Origin of the sequence: Mesorhizobium sp. M0119 (genome assembly GCF_040322615.1) — a bacterium.
Classification (GTDB): domain Bacteria; phylum Pseudomonadota; class Alphaproteobacteria; order Rhizobiales; family Rhizobiaceae; genus Mesorhizobium.
Genome location: NZ_JAMYTU010000006.1, coordinates 31,479 through 51,441 on the forward strand (window position 1 = coordinate 31,479; position 19,963 = coordinate 51,441).

Consider the following 19,963-nt stretch of genomic DNA (forward strand, 5'->3'; position numbering starts at 1 on the left):
AAAACGATCGGGAGCCGGCCGGCTCCCGAAGCATCAAATCGAAGGTAAGATTAACTACTTTTTCGGCACAAAGGGCGCCGGACGCCGACCGGCCGCCTGACGCTCCAGCATCCAGCCAGGGTATTCGGCGGGCAGGGCACTGACTTCGTCGAGCCGAACAAGGTCATCGGCATCGAGCTGCAACTCGGTGGCCGCAAGGTTCTGTTCCAGCTGCTCCATGCGGCTGGCGCCGATGATGACGCTCATCACGAACGGTTTGGCCAGGACATAGCCGAGCGCCACCGTGGCGACGCTGACACCGTGCTTGGCCGCGATCTCGCGCATGACGGCGACCGCTGCCCAGGCACGGTCCTCATTGACCGGCGGGAAATTGAAGCTGGCGCGGCGGCCCTCGCCATTGCCGGGGGCGCCCGGTCCGTATTTGCCGGAGAGCAGGCCGCCCGCCATCGGCGACCAGACCATCAGCCCGAGCTTCTCTTCGTTGAGCAGCGGCACGATCTCGCGCTCGAGATCGCGGCCGGCGATCGAATAATACGATTGCACGGTCTCGAAGCGGGCAAAGCCCTTGCGCTCGGCAATACCCAGCGCCTTGGCGATGCGCCAGGCCTGCCAGTTCGAGGCGCCGACATAGCGGACCTTGCCGGCGGCAACCAGGTCGTCGAGCGCCCGCAGTGTCTCGTCGATCGGCGTCACTGTGTCGGTGCCGTGCAGTTGGTAGAGATCTATGTGATCGAGCTGTAGCCGCTCGAGGCTGCTCTCGACCGAATCCATGATGTGGCCGCGCGAGGAACCGCGCTGGTTCGGGCCGCCGCCCATGGCGCCATGAACCTTGGTGGCGATGATCACGTCCTGTCGGTTGACGCCAAGGTTCCTGAGCGACTGGCCGAGAAGCCGTTCCGAGGCGCCGAAGGAATAGACATCCGCCGTGTCGAAGAAATTGACGCCGGCGGCGAGCGAGCGGGCGACGATCTCGTCGACGCCCCTCTGGTCGAGGCTGGCGATCAGACCCCATTGGGCATTCTCGCCGGCCGCGCCGAACGTCATCGTGCCGAGGCAAAGTTCGGAGACGAACATCCCCGTATTTCCAAGTTGATTGTAACGCATGGTGGCTCCAGACGGGTTGAGAATAACTCGACCATATAGGAACGAAACGTTCCGTTTCTATACGCTGGCTTAGTCAATGTCAGCCTGTGGCCTAAGGCCGGCTGCGCCTCATCTGGCGCCGAAAATCGCCGATCCAACCCTGACACTGGTCGCGCCGAAGGCGATCGCGGTTTCGTAGTCGGCGGACATGCCCATGGAGAGCTTGTCGACGCCGGCCTCAAGCCCAAGCTTTTCCAGCAGCGCGAAATGCGGACCGGGGTTCTCGTCGGCCGGCGGGATGCACATCAGCCCTTCGATGGCGAGGGCGTGAACCGAGCGGCAGCGGGCGACGAAGGCGACGGCCTCGCGCGGCTCGATGCCGGCCTTTTGCGGCTCGGAGCCCGTGTTGACCTGGACATAGAGCCTTGGTGACCGGCGCTGCCTGGCGATCTCCTTGGCCAGTTCCGCGGCAATCTTTTCGCGATCGACGGTCTCGATGACGTCGAACAGCGCGACCGCTTCCTTTGCCTTGTTCGATTGCAGCGGACCGATCAGATGTAGCTCGATGTCGGGAAACACCGCCCGCAGGGCCGGCCATTTGGCTTGTGCTTCCTGGACGCGGTTTTCGCCGAAGACGCGCTGGCCGGCTTCGATGACCGGACGGATATCGGCGGCGTCGAAGGTTTTCGAGACCGCGACCACCGTCACCGCTCCGGCCTCGTGTCCTGCCTCGCGCTCGGCGGTAGCGATCCTTGCTTTGACGGTGAAAAGCTGTTCGACGGCGCTCGCCATGCCTATATCCTGCCTGTGTTTGGCTTTTCGCCGGATCGCCGCAGTTGACGGGTCCGGTAATCCATGGTGAACACCGCGACGACATTTCCTGAGCCGCCTGGGCATTGTCCGGCGGCTCGCGCATGCTTTTAAGTGAAAAACACCCGATGGCAACCGAACGATACAATCCGCGCGCGTCAGAGCCCAAATGGCAGAAGGCCTGGGACGCCAAGAAGCTGTTCGAAGCCGACAATGACGACCCGCGCCCGAAATACTACGTGCTGGAGATGTTCCCCTATCCTTCGGGCCGCATCCATATCGGCCATACCCGCAACTATACGATGGGCGACGTGGTGGCGCGCTACAAGCGGGCCAAGGGTTTCAACGTGCTGCACCCGATGGGCTGGGACGCCTTTGGCATGCCAGCCGAAAACGCAGCGATGCAGAACAAGGTCCATCCCAAGGACTGGACCTATCAGAACATTGCCGCCATGCGCGAGCAGCTCAAGGTCATGGGCCTGTCGCTCGATTGGGCGCGCGAGTTCGCCACCTGCGATGTCGACTACTATCACCGCCAGCAGATGCTGTTCCTCGATTTCGTCGAGAAGGGTCTGGTGACGCGCAAATCCTCCAAGGTCAACTGGGATCCGGAGGACATGACGGTGCTTGCCAACGAGCAGGTCATCGACGGGCGCGGCTGGCGCTCGGGCGCGCTGGTGGAACAGCGCGAGCTGACGCAGTGGTTTTTCAAGATCTCCGACTACGCGCAGGATCTGCTGGATTCGCTCGATCAACTCGACGACTGGCCGGAAAAAGTGAAGCTGATGCAGGCGAACTGGATCGGCCGTTCGGAAGGCCTGCTGATCCGCTGGCCGCTGGCCAAGCCGGTCGCCGGCGAGCATGAGCTCGAAGTCTATACGACCAGGCCCGACACCATCTTCGGCGCCTCCTTCATGGCGATTGCGGCCGACCATCCGCTGGCCAAAAAGGCCGCCAAAGACAATCCGGCGCTGGCAAAGTTCATCGACGAAGTCCGCCACATGGGCACTTCGGTGGCGGCCTTGGAGACGGCCGAGAAGAAGGGTTTCGATACCGGCATCCGCGTCGTCCATCCGTTCGACGAGAAGTGGACGCTGCCCGTCTACGTCGCCAATTTCGTGCTGATGGACTACGGCACCGGTGCCATTTTCGGCTGCCCGTCCGGTGACCAGCGCGACCTCGACTTCGCCAACAAATACGGCCTTCCGGTCATTCCGGTGGTGATGCCGGAAGGCGAGAATCAAGGAAGCTTCCAGATCATCGACGAGGCCTATGTCGGCGACGGCGTGATGATCAATTCGCGCTTCCTCGACGGCATGAAGCCGGATCAGGCATTCGACGAGGTGGCGAAGCTGCTCGAACAGAAGACCATCGGCAACCGGCCGATGGCCGAGCGCAAGGTGAATTTCCGCCTGCGCGACTGGGGCATTTCGCGCCAGCGCTATTGGGGCTGCCCGATCCCGATGATCCATTGCGAAGATTGCGGCGTGGTGCCGGTGCCGAAAGCCGACCTGCCGGTCAAGCTGCCGGATGACATCGAGTTCGACCGGCCTGGCAATCCGCTCGATCGCCATCCGACATGGCGGCACGTCAAATGCCCGCGTTGCGGCAAGGATGCGCGGCGCGAAACCGACACGATGGACACGTTCGTCGATTCTTCGTGGTATTTCGCGCGCTTCACCGCGCCCTGGGCCAACGATCCGACCGATCCCAAGGCCGCGACTGAATGGCTGCCGGTCGACCAGTATATTGGCGGCATCGAGCACGCGATCCTGCATTTGCTCTATTCGCGCTTTTTCACCCGCGCCATGCGCGAGACCGGCCATGTCGATCTCGCCGAGCCGTTCAGGGGCCTGTTCACGCAAGGCATGGTGGTTCACGAGACCTATCGGGTTGGCGGCGCCTCGAACGGCCGCTGGCTCGCGCCAAGCGAGGTCAGGCTGGAGGACGCCGACGGCAAGCGCCGCGCCTTCGAAATCGCCACTGGCGAAGAGGCGGTGATCGGTCCGCTCGAAAAAATGTCGAAGTCGAAGAAGAATACGGTGAGCCCGGAAGAGATCACCGACGGCTACGGCGCCGATACGGCGCGCTGGTTCATGCTGTCGGACTCGCCGCCCGAACGCGATGTCGAATGGACCGACGAGGGTGCGGCCGGCGCGCATCGCTTCATCCAGCGCATCTGGCGGCTGGTGTCGACGGCTGCCGAATCGCTCGCCGGAGTTCGGCCAGAAAAAGCGAAGGACGGCGAGGCCGGGGCAGTGTCCAAGGCAGCGCACAAGATCCTGAAGTCGGTCGGCGAGGATATCGAAAAGCTCGCCTTCAACCGCGCCATCGCGCGCATCTATGAGCTCGCCAATGCCTTGACAGTACCGCTCAACGAGGCGGCTGAGGGCAAGGCCGGTCCGGCGCTGCAAGCGGCCTGCCGTGAGGCCGTCGAGATCCTAGTGCACCTGATCGCGCCGGTCATGCCGCATCTTGCCGAAGAGTGCTGGCAGATGCTCGGCGGCACCGATCTTGTCGCCGAACGGCCCTGGCCGGACTACGATCCGTCGCTTGTCGTCGACGCCGAGATCGTGCTGCCGGTCCAGGTCAACGGCAAGAAGCGCGGCGATTTGACAATTGCCCGCGACGCGGACCAAGGTGCGGTCGAAAAAGCGGTTCTGGCCCTCGACTTCGTGCAGAAAGCGCTCGAAGGTAAGGCGCCGCGCAAGGTGATCATCGTGCCGCAGAGGATCGTCAATGTTGTTGCCTGATCCGAAAAAAGCGGAGCTGACGCTGCGCCGTTTCGTGCTTTGCGGGCTGCTCGCCTCGGTGGCGCTGGTTTCCGCCTGCACGGTGCGGCCGCTCTATTCAAGCGCGCCGCTGGTCGCCGGCTCGCAGTTCGGCGCTGCTGCCGAACTGGCATCGATCTCGGTCAAGCCGGTCAAGACCCGCTACGCCCAGCAGGTCCGCAACAATTTGATCTTCGCGCTCGGCCAGGGCGCCGGCGAGCCGGCTTCGCCGGTCTATTCGCTTGATCTCGGCGTCTCCGAACTCGTCGAATCGGCGGCAATCGAGCAGGTCACGACCGACGAGGACGAGCCGACCGCCGGCACGGTGACGCTGACCGCGAACTATGTGCTCAGCGATGCCAAGACCGGCACGGTCATAGCGAGGGGCAAGCGCTCGATTCCGGCCTCATACGACAGGCCGCGCCAGGAATTCGCGTCATACCGGGCACAGATCGACGCCGAGAACCGTGCGGCGCGCGAACTGGCAGATGTGCTGCGGCTGTCGATCGCCCAGGATCTGATCAAGCACGGCAAAACAGTGGCGGGTTAGAACCTCGGCACGGCGGTCGTCGATAAATCTTTCAGCGGCAAGCCTTCGACATTGGCCGAAACATCTTTCGCTTCGTCATCCCAGGGCCTGCGCTCCGCTTCGCGTTCGCTTCGCCCCGGGAATGACGAAGGTGTGATGGCCGCCGCCGACCTTCGCTTCAGCCGATCGTCTGGCCAGTCTTTGCCCAGTCGGCGAGGAACAGCTCCAGGCCCTTGTCGGTCAGCGGGTGCTTGACCAGTGCCTTGAGCGTCGCCGGCGGGGCGGTGATGACATCGGCACCGATCAGCGCCGCCTGCTTGACATGGTTCACGGTGCGCACCGAAGCGGTCAGGATTTCGGTCTGGAAGTCATAATTGTCGTAGATGGTGCGGATATCGGCAATCAGCTCCATGCCGTCCCAGCCGCTGTCGTCGATGCGGCCGACGAAGGGCGAGATGAACGAGGCGCCGGCCTTGGCGGCGAGCAGCGCCTGCGTGGCCGAGAAGCACAGCGTGACGTTGACCATGCGGCCGTCCGACCGGATGTCCTTGCAGGCTCTCAGGCCGTCGAGCGTCAGCGGCACCTTGATGCAGACATTGTCGGCGATTCTGGCCAGGATCTTGGCCTCCGCCATCATGTCCTTGTATTCGGTGGCGACGACTTCGGCCGAGACTGGGCCCTTGACGATCTCGCAGATCTCTCTTGTGACGTCGGCGATCTTGCCGCCGGATTTCAGGATCAGCGACGGATTGGTGGTTACGCCGTCGAGCAGCCCCAAATCGTTCAGCTCGCGGATTTCCTTGACATCGGCGGTGTCGACAAAAAATTTCATGGCTGTCTCCTGAAGATTTTTCATGCGCATGTCATGCACATTTGGGGTCGGACTTTGATCTAGACCAAAGTCGGGGCAAGGTCACGCCTCATGATCGAAGATTCGCCCTTTGTCGCGGCCGCACCGGTGCTGGTGCCGATGCCCGCCGAGCGCCCCTACACCTATGCCGTGCCGGCTGGCATGCGCGTGGTGCCGGGCTCGATCGTGCGCGTTCCGCTTGGGCCCCGCCAGGTCGCCGGCATCGTCTGGGACGGCGCCGTCGAAAAGGTCGACGCGAAGAAATTGCGACCGATCGAGCAGGTTTTCGACTGCCCGCCGATCGACCGCGCGATGCGGCGTTTTGTCGATTGGGTGGCGCAATACACGCTGTCGCCGCCCGGCATGGTGGCGCGCATGCTGCTCAGGGCACCGGAGGCGTTCGACCCGGAACCGTGGATCGAAGGGCTGCAGCGCACCTTCGCCAAGCCCGACCGGATGACGGAGGCGAGGACGCGCGTGCTGGAGACAACTGAAGGCGGACTTGCCTGGACGCGGTCGGGCCTGGCGCATGCGGCAGGCGTGTCGTCGACGGTGGTGGACGGGCTGAGGGCGCAGGGCGTATTCGAGACGGTGATGATCCCGCCGCGGCCGGTGGTCGCAGCACCCGATCCCGGCTACGCCGTGCCGGCACTGATGCCCGACCAGAGCGATGCCGCCGAGACGCTGCGCGCCAATGTCGCGACCGGTACATTCGGCGTCACCCTGCTCGATGGTGTAACCGGATCCGGCAAGACGGAGGTCTATTTCGAGGCGGTCGCGGCCGCGCTCGACCGTGGCACGCAGGTGTTGATCCTGCTGCCGGAAATTGCGCTGACCCACGCCTTCCTCGAACGTTTCCAGGAGCGGTTCGGCGCCAAGCCGGCGGAGTGGCACTCGGACCTGCCGCCAAGGATGCGCGAAAAGGTTTGGCGGCAAGTAACGGAAGGCGGCGTGCGGGTCGTCGCCGGCGCTCGTTCGGCGCTGTTTCTGCCGTTCAGGGAACTTGGACTGATCATCGTCGACGAAGAGCACGATCCCGCCTACAAGCAGGAGGATCGCGTCTTTTACAACGCCCGCGACATGGCCGTGGTGCGCGGCCATATCGGCGGTTTTCCGGTCGTGCTCGCTTCGGCCACACCGTCAGTCGAAAGCCGGGTCAATGCTAGCCAGGGCCGCTACAGCAGGGCGGTGCTTTCGGCGCGCTTTGCCGAGGCGGCACTTCCCGATCTCAAGACGGTCGACATGCGGCGCGCGCCGCCGGCACGCGGCGGCTTCCTGTCGCCGGTGCTGCTCGGCCATATGCGGCAGACGCTGGAAAGAAAGGAACAGTCGCTGCTGTTCCTCAACAGGCGCGGCTATGCGCCGCTGACGCTCTGCCGGGTCTGCGGCCACCGCTTCGGCTGTCGGGTCTGCTCGGCCTGGCTGGTCGAGCACCGCTTTCGCGGCCAGCTCGTCTGCCACCATTGCGGGCACAATGAACGCCGGCCAGAGGCCTGCCCCGAATGCGGCACGCTCGACCATCTGGTCGCCTGCGGGCCGGGCGTCGAGCGCATCGCCGAGGAGGTCGTCGCGCATTTCCCCGATGCCCGCACCATCGTACTGTCGTCCGACCTGATGGGTGGCGTGCGGCGGCTGCGGCTCGAGCTCGAAGCCATCGCCAACGGCGAGGCCGACATTGTCATCGGCACGCAACTCGTCGCCAAGGGGCATAATTTTCCCAACATGACGCTGGTCGGTGTGGTCGATGCCGATCTCGGCCTTGCCAATGGCGATCCGCGCGCCGCCGAGCGCACGTTCCAACTGCTCAGCCAGGTGACCGGCCGCGCCGGCCGCACCGGCAAGAAAAGCCTCGGCCTGCTGCAGACCTTCCAGCCGGACCATCCGGTGATGCGGGCGATCGTCTCCGGCGATGCCGAGGCCTTCTACGAGCGCGAGATCGCCGAGCGTGAGCGGGCGGGGCTGCCGCCCTTTGGCAGGCTCGCCGGCGTCATCGTCAGCGCGGCGACACGGGCCGAAGCCGAAGGGCACGCCCGTGGCCTGCGTCGCGCCGCGCCGCAAGCCATCGACCTGTTCGTGCTCGGCCCGGCCGAGGCGCCGCTGTCATTGATCGGCGGCCGCCATCGCTTTCGCCTGCTGATCCAGGGCGAACGGCGCGCCGACATGCAAGGGTTCATTCGCACCATGCTGGCCGAAGGACCGAAGATAAGGGGCTCGGTGCGAGTCCAGGTCGACATCGACCCGCAGAGCTTTTTGTGAGGTATCGAATTACGCTTCCGAGCAGTCAAACGGACAGGCTGTTCCCCAGCAGTTAGCCGGTCAGAGCTCCGCTTCCCGCGATGGCGATTCGTTCCGCTCAAGCTCCATGCCGCCTGGATACTGAAGCAGGAAATCCACGAAATCTTTTTGGCTGTTCTTCGGATGGAGCTTTCTTCCTTCATCAATTGGCCCAACCATGGCTGCGGGCTCGCCGTGCTTGGTGATGACCGTGGGCTCGCCGTTCTCCGCAGCCTCAACCAGTGCGGAAAGGCTGGCCTTCGCTTCTCGTAGTTGCATTGTCTTCATGCGCCGAACTCCTTGTGGTCTTATGTGCTTACAATAAACGAATTGTACGGAGAGCCACAGCTCATCCTATGGAGTCCTTAGTCAGCGCGGTCGAAGCGACAGTCGCGTTCACGTTGGGCTTATAGCTTTCCGTAAATTGCCGGTGCCTATCTGGCGCATGTCTCTTGCTTCGCTAGAATGCGCGAAATTTCGAGCATGCATTTACGAGGGGACAAGATGGAATTTGCGTTTCCATGGCCGATGAGCCAGGGCGAGTGGCTGGCATGGTCGAGCGCCGTCGTGACCCTGCTGTTCGGCCTGCTGCTGTTCCTGGCTCCACAGCTGGCGTTCCGCATCCTGCGGCTGCAGGTCAGACCGGAGAAGGCAGCGGCCATCGCCGAGGGGCGCGGCCGGATGTCGGGGTTCTATCTCGGCCTCAGCTTGTGCTGCATCCTCTTGGCGCAGCCGCTACTCTACATGGCGCTCGGCTTCTCCTGGCTATTCACCGCCTTCGGCCGGCTGCTGTCGATGATGTCGGACGGCGCCAACACGCCGTTCAACTGGGCGTCCATCGTCGTCGAGCTGGTGCTGGCGGCGCTGCCGCTTGCCTTCGCCTTCGGCTTTTTGCCCTGAATCGGGGACCAATCCGGGGTTGGTTGCTGAACTCGCCCACCGGATGCGACAATAGTGCCTGAAAACCATGCCGGACGACGCATTGCGGTCTGAAAATGCCTGTGCTAGACGGCAATCGACTTTCGACCGGGGATAGCGGAAGCCGCGCCTCCGTGCTTGGAAAAATGCAGTAAGGTCAAAGATTTAGCCAGAGTTTTTGCTCGCGCCAACAATCTGCGGCCTGTCAGACAAGAGAAAAGACGGTCCGTGGCCCAATCGTCATCGCCAATCTCAGGTGTCGCAGAACGCTATGCGGGTTCGCTGTTCGAACTCGCGCTGCAGACCAATTCGGTCGCCAGCGTCGAGGCCGACCTCAACAGGTTCGAAACGATGCTCGAAGGCAGCGCTGACCTTTCGCGGCTGATCAGGAGCCCTGTCTTCTCCAGCGAGGACCAGGCCAAGGCGATCGCCGCGATCGCCGACAAAGCAGGGATTACCGGCCTCACCGGCAATTTCCTGCGCGTCGTTGCCCAGAATCGCCGGCTGTTTGCCGTGCCCGGCATGATCAAGGCGTTCCGCCAGATCGCCGCCGAACACCGTGGCGAGACCGCTGCCGAGGTCACCTCGGCGCATGCGCTGACGCCTGCCCAGGAAACCGAGCTGAAAGCGGCGCTGAAAAGCGTCGCCGGCAAGGACGTGGCGATCACCGTCACCGTCGATCCGTCGCTGCTCGGCGGACTGGTGGTCAAGATCGGCTCGCGCCAGATCGATACGTCGCTCAAAACCAAACTCAATTCGCTCAAGCTTGCACTGAAAGAGGTCGGCTGATGGACATCCGCGCCGCGGAAATTTCCGCAATTCTGAAAGATCAGATCAAGAATTTCGGCAAGGAGGCCGAGGTCTCCGAAGTCGGCCAGGTGCTGTCCGTCGGTGACGGTATCGCCCGCGTCTACGGCCTCGACAATGTCCAGGCCGGCGAGATGGTCGAGTTCCCCGGCGGCATCCGCGGCATGGCGCTCAACCTCGAAGCCGACAATGTCGGCGTCGTCATCTTCGGCGCCGACCGCGACATCAAGGAAGGCGACACCGTCAAGCGCACCGGCGCCATCGTCGATGCGCCCGTCGGCATGGGCTTGCTCGGCCGCGTCGTCGACGCGCTCGGCAACCCGATCGACGGCAAGGGCCCGATCCAGGCCACCGAACGCAAGCGCGTCGACGTCAAGGCGCCCGGCATCATTCCGCGCAAATCGGTGAACGAGCCGATGTCGACCGGCCTCAAGGCCATCGACGCGCTGATCCCGGTCGGCCGCGGTCAGCGCGAGCTGGTCATCGGCGACCGCCAGACCGGCAAGACCGCGATAATCCTCGACACCATGCTCAACCAGAAATCGGTGCACGACAACGGCCCTGAGAAGGAAAAGCTGTACTGCGTCTATGTCGCCGTCGGCCAGAAGCGCTCGACGGTGGCGCAGTTCGTCAAGGTGCTGGAAGAGCGCGGCGCGCTCGACTATTCGATCATCATCGCCGCAACCGCCTCCGATCCGGCGCCGATGCAGTTCCTGGCGCCGTTCACCGCCTGCACCATGGGCGAATATTTCCGCGACAACGGCATGCACGCGCTGATCAGCTACGACGATCTGTCGAAGCAGGCCGTCGCTTACCGCCAGATGTCGCTGCTGCTGCGCCGTCCGCCGGGCCGCGAAGCCTATCCCGGCGACGTTTTCTACCTGCACTCGCGCCTGCTCGAGCGCGCCGCCAAGCTCAACGACGAAAACGGCGGCGGTTCGCTGACGGCGCTGCCGATCATCGAGACGCAGGCTAACGACGTTTCGGCCTACATCCCGACCAACGTCATCTCGATCACCGACGGCCAGATCTTCCTGGAAACCAATCTGTTCTTCCAGGGCGTCCGTCCGGCGGTCAATGTCGGCCTGTCGGTGTCGCGCGTCGGCTCCTCGGCGCAGATCAAGGCGATGAAGCAGGTTGCCGGGTCGATCAAGGGCGAGCTCGCGCAGTACCGCGAAATGGCTGCTTTCGCGCAGTTCGGCTCCGATCTCGATGCCGCCACGCAACGCCTGCTCAACCGCGGCTCGCGCCTGACCGAGCTGTTGAAGCAGCCGCAATTCTCGCCGCTCAAGGTCGAGGAGCAGGTCGCGGTGATCTTCGCCGGCGTCAACGGCTATCTTGACAAGCTGTCGATCAACCAGGTCGGCAAGTTCGAGCATGGTCTGTTGTCGCATATGCGCTCGGCCGGCAAGGATGTGCTCGACGGCATCCGCAAGGAGAAGGCGCTGTCCGACGATTTGCGCGCCAGGCTGAAGGCAGAAATCGACGCCTTCGCCAAGACCTTTGCTTGAGCGGGACGGACGGGATCAGGTTTGAAGCATGCCTTCGTTAAAAGACCTTCGTAACCGTATCGCCTCGGTCAAGGCGACGCAGAAGATCACCAAGGCGATGCAGATGGTCGCCGCGGCGAAGCTGCGTCGCGCGCAGGAAGCGGCGGAAGCGGCGCGTCCCTATTCGGAGCGCATGGGCGCGGTGCTGGCCAACATCACCCAGGCGATCGGCGGCGGCGGCGATGCCCCGGCGCTGATGACCGGCACCGGCAAGGACGACGTGCATCTACTTGTCGTCTGCACGGCCGAACGCGGCCTGTGCGGCGGCTTCAATTCGCAGATCGCCCGTTTTGCCCGCGACCACATCCGCAAGCTTCTGGCCGATGGCAAGCAGGTCAAGATCATCTGCGTCGGCAAGAAGGGGTTCGACATATTGCGCCGCGACTACGGGGCGCTGATCATCGAGCGTGTCGACCTGCGCGAGGTCAAGACGCTGGGCTTCGTCAATGCCGATGCCATCGCCAAGAAGGTGATCCACCTGTTCAACGAAGGCGGCTTCGACATCTGCACGCTGTTCTATTCGCAGTTCAAGTCGGTGATCAGCCAGATCCCGACGGCGCAGCAAATTATTCCGGCGGGCGCGCCTTCGGCTGCCGCGGAAGTGAGGGATGGCGGCAGCGCCGTCTACGAATACGAGCCGGAGCCGGGCGAAATCCTCTCCGATCTCATCCCGCGCAACATTTCCGTGCAGGTTTTTCGCGCGCTGCTCGAGAATGCTGCCGGCGAGATGGGCGCCAAGATGAGTGCCATGGACAATGCGACGCGCAACGCCGGCGACATGATCAACAAATTGTCGATCACCTACAACCGCCAGCGGCAGGCGCAGATCACCAAGGAATTGATCGAAATCATTTCGGGCGCCGAGGCGCTCTAGGCACGCTCACAAGGAGGTCATCGACCTCAAGCGTGTGAGAAACAAAGAGACGAAAAGGGTAAAGACGATGGCGAAAGCAGCGACCCCGAAGACGGCAGCCCCTAAGGCCGCGGCACCAGCAAAGGCTCCGGCAGCAGCAAAGGCCGCTCCGGCCAAGAAGGCGGCAGCTACCAAGGCCGCCGCTGTGAATACGCCGGCCGCCACCATCAAGAAAACCGGTCTGGCAGGCAAGGTTCGCCAGGTCATCGGCGCCGTTGTCGACGTCCAGTTCGGCGAACATCTGCCCGCGATCCTGAACGCGCTTGAGACGATCAATGTCGGCAATCGCCTGGTGCTCGAGGTTGCCCAGCATCTCGGCGAGAACACCGTGCGCTGCATCGCCATGGACTCAACCGAAGGTCTGGTCCGCGGCCAGGACGTCTATGACACTGGTGCACCGATTACCGTGCCGGTCGGCCCGGGCATGCTCGGCCGCATCATCAACGTCATCGGCGAGCCGGTCGACGAGGCGGGCCCGGTCGACGGCATCGAGATGCGCTCGATCCACCAACCGGCGCCGACCTATGTCGAGCAGTCGACGGAAGCGCAGATCCTGGTCACCGGCATCAAGGTGCTCGACCTGCTGGCGCCCTATGCCCGCGGCGGTAAGATCGGCCTGTTCGGCGGCGCCGGCGTCGGCAAGACGGTGCTGATCCAGGAACTGATCAACAACGTCGCCAAGGCGCATGGCGGCTTCTCGGTGTTCGCCGGCGTCGGCGAGCGCACCCGCGAAGGCAACGACCTCTATCACGAGTTCATCGAGTCCGGCGTCAACAAGAAGGGCGGCGGCGAAGGCTCGAAGGCCGCGCTCGTCTATGGCCAGATGAACGAGCCGCCGGGCGCGCGCGCGCGCGTCGGCCTGACCGGCCTGACGGTTGCCGAATATTTCCGCGACCAGGGCCAGGACGTGCTGTTCTTCGTCGACAACATCTTCCGCTTCACGCAGGCGGGCTCGGAAGTGTCGGCGCTGCTTGGCCGCATTCCTTCGGCCGTGGGCTACCAGCCGACGCTGGCCACCGACATGGGCGCCCTGCAGGAGCGTATCACCACGACCACCAAGGGCTCGATCACCTCGGTGCAGGCGATCTATGTGCCGGCCGACGATCTGACCGACCCGGCACCGGCGACCTCGTTCGCCCACCTCGACGCGACCACCGTGCTCAACCGCGCGATTTCGGAAAAGGGCATCTATCCGGCGGTCGATCCGCTCGATTCGACCTCGCGCATGCTCGACCCGATGGTTGTCGGCGAAGAGCATTACCAGGTCGCCCGCCAGGTGCAGTCGATCCTTCAGCGCTACAAGTCGCTGCAGGACATCATCGCCATTCTGGGCATGGACGAGTTGTCGGAAGAGGACAAGCAGACGGTGGCCCGCGCCCGCAAGATCGAGCGCTTCCTGTCGCAGCCCTTCTTCGTCGCCGAAGTGTTCACCGGCGCGCCGGGCAAGCTGGTCGACCTCGCCGACACCATCAAGGGCTTCAAGGGCCTTTGCAACGGCGACTACGACCATCTGCCGGAGGCCGCCTTCTACATGGTCGGCGGCATTGAGGAAGCGGTCGAGAAGGCACAGCGCCTGGCCGCCGAAGCGGCCTGATGGCGAATGGTCGATAGTGAATTGTGAATGGGGAGTAGCGGATAGGAAATCGGGGCTGAGTGAAGGTCATTCTTTCTGACCATTCACCATTCACCATTCACCAGTCGCTAAACTGATGATGCCTGAAGCTTTCAAATTCGAACTGGTCTCGCCGGAGCGCCTCTTGGTTTCCGAGCAGGTCGAAACCGTCGTCATCCCGGGCGCCGAAGGCGAGATGACCGTCATGGCGCATCACGCGCCGGTCATGACCACAATCAAGCCGGGCGTCGTTACGCTGAAGACCGCGCAAGGCAAGGAAGAGCGCTATGTGGTGTTCGGCGGCTTTGCCGACATCGTTCCGGCCGGCTGCACGCTGCTGGCGGAATCGGCGGTGGCCGTCGGCGACATCGACCGCGCCGACCTTGCCCGCCGCATCCAGGAAGCGAGGGAAGACGCCGCCGACGCCAAGGACGACCAGACCCGCAGCAAGGCCGAGCAGTTCCTTAGCCAACTCACCACGCTAGAAGGTGCCATCCTGCCGGCTTGAGGTTCGCTCAAATGACCGACTGAAAAAGCGGGCTTGCCCCGCTTTTTTGTTTGGTGGACAGTCTGGCTGCCTGGGCATTGAGGGGTGGCCGTGACGGAAGAAACAGCGCAACGAGAAACTGCCTCGCGATCCCTGTGGTCGACGGCCCTGGTGTCAGCCTTTGGCGGACCGTTCGGCGGGTTCCTCTGGGTCGGCAGCGGCAGACTGGCGGTTGCCAGCCTGCTAGCTAGTGATCGGCGCCCTCGTTTTCGCGCTTGTCTATATCGGATTTCCGGTATTGCCCGGCGTCGATCTTGCCTGGCTGGCCGATCTTTCAAGTATCGGCTTGATGATCTTGTGGGCAGCGCTTGTCGTGCCGTTCGCGCGCCGATTCAAGCCGGATAGATGGTATGCGCACGGGCTTTGGGTGCTGGCGCTTGTCTTTCTCACTTCGCCCCTAGCCGCCTTTGCGATCCGTTCCTTTCTGTTCCAGCCATTTTCGATCCCATCTGGCAGCATGGTGCCGACACTGCAGGAAGGCGACCATCTCTTCGTCTCCAAAAGTGCATACGGCTACGGTCGCTACAGCGTGCCGTTCAACGTGCTTTCAGTTGAAGGACGCATATTCGGTGCGGAGCCCAAGAGAGGGGACGTGGTGGTATTCAAGTTCCCGCCTGACCCGAAGGTGGACTACATCCAGCGGGTCGTCGGCCTCCCCGGCGAGAAGATCCAGATGGTCGATGGGGTGCTTCACATCAACGATGTCGCGGTGGGACTCGACGATATCGGCACTTTTTCGTCTGAAGAGTTCTCGAAAGCCAAACTTCAACGCGAAACTCTGCCAGGGGGCGTCACCCATTCCGTCCTCGACCTCAACGACAACTCGATTGGTGACAATACGCGCGTTTTTGAGGTGCCCGCAGGCCATTATTTCGTCCTTGGCGACAACCGCGACAATGCCTCCGACAGCCGATTCACTGTCGGCTTTGTTCCCTACGAGAATCTGGTCGGCAAGGCTGTGCGGTTGTTCTGGAATTCCAAGGGCACCGATTATTCATCTCGACAGACGCTGGACGACCAGGCCAGCAAGTAGCCTCAGACCGTCAGTGCCTCCACTGTGCGCATGACGCCGCGCAGTTCGGCGAGACCCTTCAGGCGGCCGATGCAGGAATAGCCGGGGTTCACCTTCTTGCCGATGTCGTCGACGATGGCGTGGCCATGATCTGGACGCATCGGCACCAGCCAGTCCGCCCTGCCTGCCGTCTTGCGCCGCCGCTCTTCGGCAAGCAGCGCCGACACGACGGCCACCATGTCGGTGTCGCCGTCGAGGTGCTCGGCTTCGTGGAAGGAGCCGTCGGGCTCCTTGGTGACGTTGCGCAGATGGGCGAAGTGGATGTTTTCGGCGAAGGCCCTGGCCATTGCCGGCAGATCGTTCTGCGCGCCCGCGCCGTAGGAGCCGGTGCACAGTGTCAGCCCGTTAGCCGGCGAAGCGACGGCGTCGAGCAGCGCGCGGGCATCATTGGCGTTGGAAACGATGCGCGGCAGGCCGAACAGCGAAAAGGGCGGGTCGTCGGGATGGATCGCCATCCTGACGCCGGCCTCTTCGGCCACCGGCACGATCTCGCGCAGGAAGGCAAACAGGTTTTCGCGCAGGCCTTCAGTGGAGACGTCCTTGTAGAGGTCGAGGGCGCGGCGGAAGCTTGCCCGGTCGAAGATGAATTCGCGCGCTGGCACCCAGCCAATCAGGTTGCGCTCCAGTCTTGCCTTGTCGCTTTCGCTCATGCCTTGCAGCCGCACACGCGCGGCCTCGACGCGCGCCGGTGGGTGATCGGCCTCGGCGCCTTCTCGCTCAAGGATGAAGACGTCATAGGCGCAGAGCTCGACGACATCGAAGCGCAGCGCGGTGCCGCCATGCGGCATCGGATAATCGAGGTCGGTGCGCGTCCAGTCGGTGATCGCCATGAAATTATAGCAGACGGTGTTGATGCCGGCGGTGGCGACGGCGCCGATCGAGGCCTTGTAATTGTCGATCAGGGTCCGCCAGTCGCCGCTGCGGGTCTTGATGTCCTCATGGACGACGATGCTCTCGACCACGTCCCAGGTCAGGCCTGCTGCCTCGATCTCGGCCTTGCGCCTGGCGATCTCGTCCACCGGCCAGGCGCGGCCGTCATTGAGGTGATGCAGCGCGCTGACGATGCCGACGGCGCCGGCCTGACGGACATGGGCGAGCGTCACCGGATCGTCGGGCCCGAACCAGCGCCAGGTCTGTCTCATGGCTTCTCACTCCCTATGCCAAGCGCCGCGAAGGCAGCGGCAGGGCCGCCCCGCCGCAGGCGCTCGAGATGGGCTGCCGTCAGATCGATCAGTGTCATGCGATGTGAATGGTCCTTGGCGAAGCCGGCGAGATCGAACATCGCTGTCACCGTTTCGACAGCCAGCCGGCTGCCGAGCGCCGTAAGCCGAGTGTCGATCGGGTCGGTAAAATGGGCTTCCGGCAAAGTTTTCCCGCGCGCCTCGCAAGCGGCGATCCAGGCCGCCACCACCAGCATGAGGTGCGCAGGCGGATCACCGGCACCCAGCCGTTCGAGGGCCGAGGCGACGATGCGCTGCGGCAGCTTCTGGCTGCCGTCATTGGCGATCTGCGCCGTGCGATGGGCGAGCGCGGTGTTCGAGTACCGTTCGGCGAGCTGGGCCGTGTAGCCGGCCGTATCGAGCCCGGCGTCCTGCGGCAGTGTCGGGATGGCCTCGGCCCATAGTCCGTCGACGAATTGCCGGATCGCTGGGTCGGCAAAGGCGCGGTCGACCGTGTCGTAGCCGCTGAGCAGGCCGAGATAGGCGATTGCCGAATGCGAACCGTTGAGCAGCCGCAGCTTCATGTCCTCGAACGGCCCGACGTCGCCGACCATGGTGACGCCGAACTTTTCCCAGGCCGGCCTGCCTGCCGGGAAATCGTCCTCGACCACCCATTGGCAGAACGGCTCGGTCATCACCGGCCAGGCATCCTCGACGCCGAGCTCGACGGCGATACGCGCCCGGTCGGCGTCGGTAGTCGCCGGCACGATACGGTCGACCATGCTCGACGGAAACGCGACGCCGTCGGCGATGTGTGCGGCGAGCCTGGCATCGCCTGAAGTGACGAGCCTGGAATCGCGCAGTGCGGCGAATTCGACCAGCAGGCGGTGCAGCGTGGCGCCATTTGCCGGAAGGTTGTCGCAGCAGAGCACGGTGAAAGGCTGGATGCCGGCGGCACGGCGACGCGACAGCGCTTCGGTGAGAAAACCATGCGCCGTCCGTGGCATTTGTGGGTTAGCCAAATCATGGGCGATGTCCGGATGGGTGCTGTCCAGACCGCCGCCGGCTGCTCTCAGATAAGCCTTTTCGGTGATCGTCAGCGTGACGATGCGGGTGCGCTGATCGGTCAGGGCGGCGAGCACGGCAGCCGGATCTTCCGGCGCCACCAGCAGCGTCAGGATCGAACCGACGACGCGTAGCTCTTCGCCGATGCTGCTCCTGATCGCCAGCGTGTAGAGGCCATCCTGCGGCGCTAGTGCGTCGCGCGTGTCTGGACTGCGCAAGGACACGCCGACAATGCCCCAGTCCGCCTCTCCCGCCGCCAGGCAGTCGTCGACATAGGCCGCCTGGTGGGCGCGATGGAACGCACCGACGCCGAGATGGACGATGCCCGGTGCGACGCCGCCGCGGTCGTAGCGCGGAACCGCGACCGAAGCCGGCAGTGCCTTCAGCGTGCTGTTGGAAAGGCGTCTATTGGTCATTGCGCCACGTGTCTGATCGAGATTGTTGGGTCACTGCTTGCAGGCGGCGTAACACCCGATGCCGTCACGCACAATGGGCAATAGCCGTCGAAAAGTCATCATACAACAACCCAGTTTTTGTATGTTGACATTATTTCTTTCCAACCCTACCGATGTCCGGATTGGGAGGATTTACGTGGCCGCATTGACGGATCCGGATCTGCTGTTTGCCGCCGAGGGGCGCCCGCTTTCGCTGGCCCGCGATCTCTATGCCGCGGTCAAGGACCTGCCGATCGTAAGCCCGCACGGCCACACCGACCCGCGCTGGTATGCGCTCAACGAGGCGTTTCCCGATCCGGCGCAGTTGCTGATCGTGCCGGACCACTACATTTTCCGCATGCTGTTCAGCCAGGGCGTTCGGCTTGAGGAGCTTGGCGTGCCGACGCTTGACGGCTCGCCGGTGGAGACCGACGGCAGGACGATCTGGCGGCGCTTCGCCGAGCATTACTACCTGTTCCGCGGCACGCCGACCCGGCTGTGGTTCGATCATGTTCTTGCCCATCTGTTCGGCATCGACGAGCCGCTGAATGCCAAGACGGCCGACCGTCATTACGACATGATCGCGACCTTGCTGCAGTGGGAGAATTTTCGCCCGCGAGCGCTGTTCGAGCGCTTCAACATTGAGGTCATCGCGACGACCGAAGGCGCGCTCGACGATCTCAGATGGCACCAGATGATCCGCGACAGCGGCTGGGAGGGCCGCGTTGTCACCGCCTATCGTCCGGATGCGATCGTCGATCCCGACTTCGAAGGCTTTTTGGCCAATCTCGACCGGCTTGGCGAGGTCACCGGCTGCGACACCGGCAACTGGACCGGCTATCTCGATGGGCATCGCCAGCGGCGGGCCTTCTTCAAAAGTTTCGGTGCGACGTCCTCCGATCACGGCCATCCAACGGCCGAAACCGCCAATCTCTCGGATGCCGCCGCGCAGGAGTTGTTCAACCGCATCCGCCGAGGCTCGGACGACGAGCGGGAGCGAAAACTGTTTCGCGCCCAGATGCTGACCGAGATGGCCAAGATGAGCCGCGACGACGGGCTGGTCCTGCAGATCCATCCCGGCTCCTGGCGCAATCATTCGCCGGCTATCTTTCACAGGTTCGGCAGGGACAAAGGCTTCGATATTCCGACGCGGACCGATTATGTGACGGCGCTGAAGCCGTTGCTCGACTGTGTCGGGCTGGAGCGCGACCTCACCATCATCCTCTTCACCCTCGACGAGACCAGCTATGCGCGCGAGCTGGCGCCGCTCGCCGGCGTCTACCCGGCATTGAAGCTCGGGCCGGCCTGGTGGTTCCACGACAGCCCCGAAGGGATGCGCCGGTTCCGTGAGATGACCACCGAAACGGCCGGTTTCTACAACACCGTCGGTTTCAACGACGACACCCGCGCGTTTCCATCCATACCGGCCCGCCATGATGTGGCGCGCCGGGTCGATTGCGCATATCTGGCGCGTCTCGCCGCCGAGCATCGGCTCGGCGAAGACGAGGCGCACGAGCTGGCGCAGGAACTTGCCTATACGCTCGCGAAAAAGGCGTACCGGCTCTAAC

Annotated in this window: 17 protein-coding genes; 11 read left to right on the forward strand and 6 right to left on the reverse strand. The window is 63.6% G+C overall.

Translation table 11 applies throughout. From position 1 onward, the window contains the following. Positions 1-54: 54 nt before the first annotated feature. Together NKJ40_RS07975 and NKJ40_RS07980 are read right to left on the reverse strand one after the other, a co-directional pair. The gene (locus NKJ40_RS07975) at positions 55-1,104 is read right to left on the reverse strand and encodes an aldo/keto reductase (RefSeq protein WP_352465617.1); all 1,050 of its coding nucleotides are present in this window, start codon (positions 1,102-1,104) and stop codon (positions 55-57) included. A 108-nt stretch (positions 1,105-1,212) separates the two neighbouring features. Continuing rightward, positions 1,213-1,875: a YggS family pyridoxal phosphate-dependent enzyme gene (locus NKJ40_RS07980; RefSeq protein ID WP_352465618.1), complete on the reverse strand. Its 663-nt coding sequence runs from the start codon at positions 1,873-1,875 to the stop codon at positions 1,213-1,215. Positions 1,876-2,021: 146 nt separating this feature from the next. On the opposite strand from NKJ40_RS07980, the gene leuS reads away from it, so the two are divergent. Both leuS and NKJ40_RS07990 read left to right on the forward strand, forming a co-directional pair. Further along, positions 2,022-4,646 (forward strand): leucine--tRNA ligase, encoded by a 2,625-nt coding sequence (leuS, locus tag NKJ40_RS07985; protein WP_352465619.1) that lies wholly within the window; start codon positions 2,022-2,024, stop codon positions 4,644-4,646. Further along, a complete protein-coding gene (locus tag NKJ40_RS07990) occupies positions 4,633-5,214 on the forward strand; it encodes an LPS assembly lipoprotein LptE (RefSeq protein WP_352465620.1) in 582 nt (193 codons plus the stop codon). The genes leuS and NKJ40_RS07990 overlap by 14 nt, the downstream gene beginning before the upstream one ends. Positions 5,215-5,371: 157 nt before the next feature. Here NKJ40_RS07990 and fsa read toward each other — a convergent pair whose 3' ends face one another. Then, positions 5,372-6,025 (reverse strand): fructose-6-phosphate aldolase, encoded by a 654-nt coding sequence (gene fsa / locus NKJ40_RS07995; protein WP_352465621.1) that lies wholly within the window; start codon positions 6,023-6,025, stop codon positions 5,372-5,374. 90 nt (positions 6,026-6,115) lie between these two features. On the opposite strand from fsa, the gene NKJ40_RS08000 reads away from it, so the two are divergent. Beyond that, entirely contained in the window at positions 6,116-8,299 is a 2,184-nt protein-coding gene (locus tag NKJ40_RS08000) for a primosomal protein N' (protein WP_352465622.1), read from the forward strand. A 60-nt stretch (positions 8,300-8,359) separates the two neighbouring features. Here the strand turns inward: NKJ40_RS08000 and NKJ40_RS08005 are convergent, their stop codons facing one another. Further along, on the reverse strand, positions 8,360-8,605 hold the full coding sequence (locus NKJ40_RS08005) for a type II toxin-antitoxin system Phd/YefM family antitoxin (protein WP_352465623.1): 246 nt from the start codon (positions 8,603-8,605) through the stop codon (positions 8,360-8,362). A 216-nt stretch (positions 8,606-8,821) separates the two neighbouring features. On the opposite strand from NKJ40_RS08005, the gene NKJ40_RS08010 reads away from it, so the two are divergent. From NKJ40_RS08010 to lepB, 7 genes are all read left to right on the forward strand, one after another. Beyond that, a complete protein-coding gene (locus NKJ40_RS08010) occupies positions 8,822-9,217 on the forward strand; it encodes an AGROH133_08824 family phage infection protein (protein ID WP_352465624.1) in 396 nt (131 codons plus the stop codon). 246 nt (positions 9,218-9,463) lie between these two features. After that, positions 9,464-10,024, forward strand: a complete 561-nt coding sequence (locus NKJ40_RS08015; RefSeq protein ID WP_352465625.1) for a F0F1 ATP synthase subunit delta — start codon at positions 9,464-9,466, stop codon at positions 10,022-10,024. Beyond that, positions 10,024-11,553 (forward strand): F0F1 ATP synthase subunit alpha, encoded by a 1,530-nt coding sequence (gene atpA / locus NKJ40_RS08020; protein WP_352465626.1) that lies wholly within the window; start codon positions 10,024-10,026, stop codon positions 11,551-11,553. The genes NKJ40_RS08015 and atpA overlap by 1 nt, the downstream gene beginning before the upstream one ends. 28 nt (positions 11,554-11,581) lie before the next feature. Further along, positions 11,582-12,466, forward strand: a complete 885-nt coding sequence (locus NKJ40_RS08025; RefSeq protein ID WP_352465627.1) for a F0F1 ATP synthase subunit gamma — start codon at positions 11,582-11,584, stop codon at positions 12,464-12,466. 67 nt (positions 12,467-12,533) lie between these two features. Further along, entirely contained in the window at positions 12,534-14,099 is a 1,566-nt protein-coding gene (gene atpD / locus NKJ40_RS08030) for a F0F1 ATP synthase subunit beta (RefSeq protein ID WP_023678097.1), read from the forward strand. A 118-nt stretch (positions 14,100-14,217) separates the two neighbouring features. Next, a complete protein-coding gene (locus tag NKJ40_RS08035; RefSeq protein WP_352465783.1) occupies positions 14,218-14,625 on the forward strand; it encodes a F0F1 ATP synthase subunit epsilon in 408 nt (135 codons plus the stop codon). A 277-nt stretch (positions 14,626-14,902) separates the two neighbouring features. After that, the gene (lepB, locus tag NKJ40_RS08040) at positions 14,903-15,697 is read left to right on the forward strand and encodes a signal peptidase I (RefSeq protein WP_352465628.1); all 795 of its coding nucleotides are present in this window, start codon (positions 14,903-14,905) and stop codon (positions 15,695-15,697) included. A gap of 2 nt (positions 15,698-15,699) precedes the next feature. Here lepB and uxuA read toward each other — a convergent pair whose 3' ends face one another. After that, complete coding sequence (gene uxuA, locus NKJ40_RS08045; protein WP_352465629.1) at positions 15,700-16,878, reverse strand: mannonate dehydratase; 1,179 nt, start codon at positions 16,876-16,878, stop codon at positions 15,700-15,702. Further along, on the reverse strand, positions 16,875-18,377 hold the full coding sequence (locus NKJ40_RS08050; protein WP_352465630.1) for a mannitol dehydrogenase family protein: 1,503 nt from the start codon (positions 18,375-18,377) through the stop codon (positions 16,875-16,877). The genes uxuA and NKJ40_RS08050 overlap by 4 nt, the downstream gene beginning before the upstream one ends. Positions 18,378-18,552: 175 nt before the next feature. Here NKJ40_RS08050 and uxaC point away from each other — a divergent pair, with 175 nt between their 5' ends. Further along, the gene (gene uxaC, locus NKJ40_RS08055) at positions 18,553-19,962 is read left to right on the forward strand and encodes a glucuronate isomerase (protein WP_352465631.1); all 1,410 of its coding nucleotides are present in this window, start codon (positions 18,553-18,555) and stop codon (positions 19,960-19,962) included. Position 19,963: the final 1 nt, after the last annotated feature.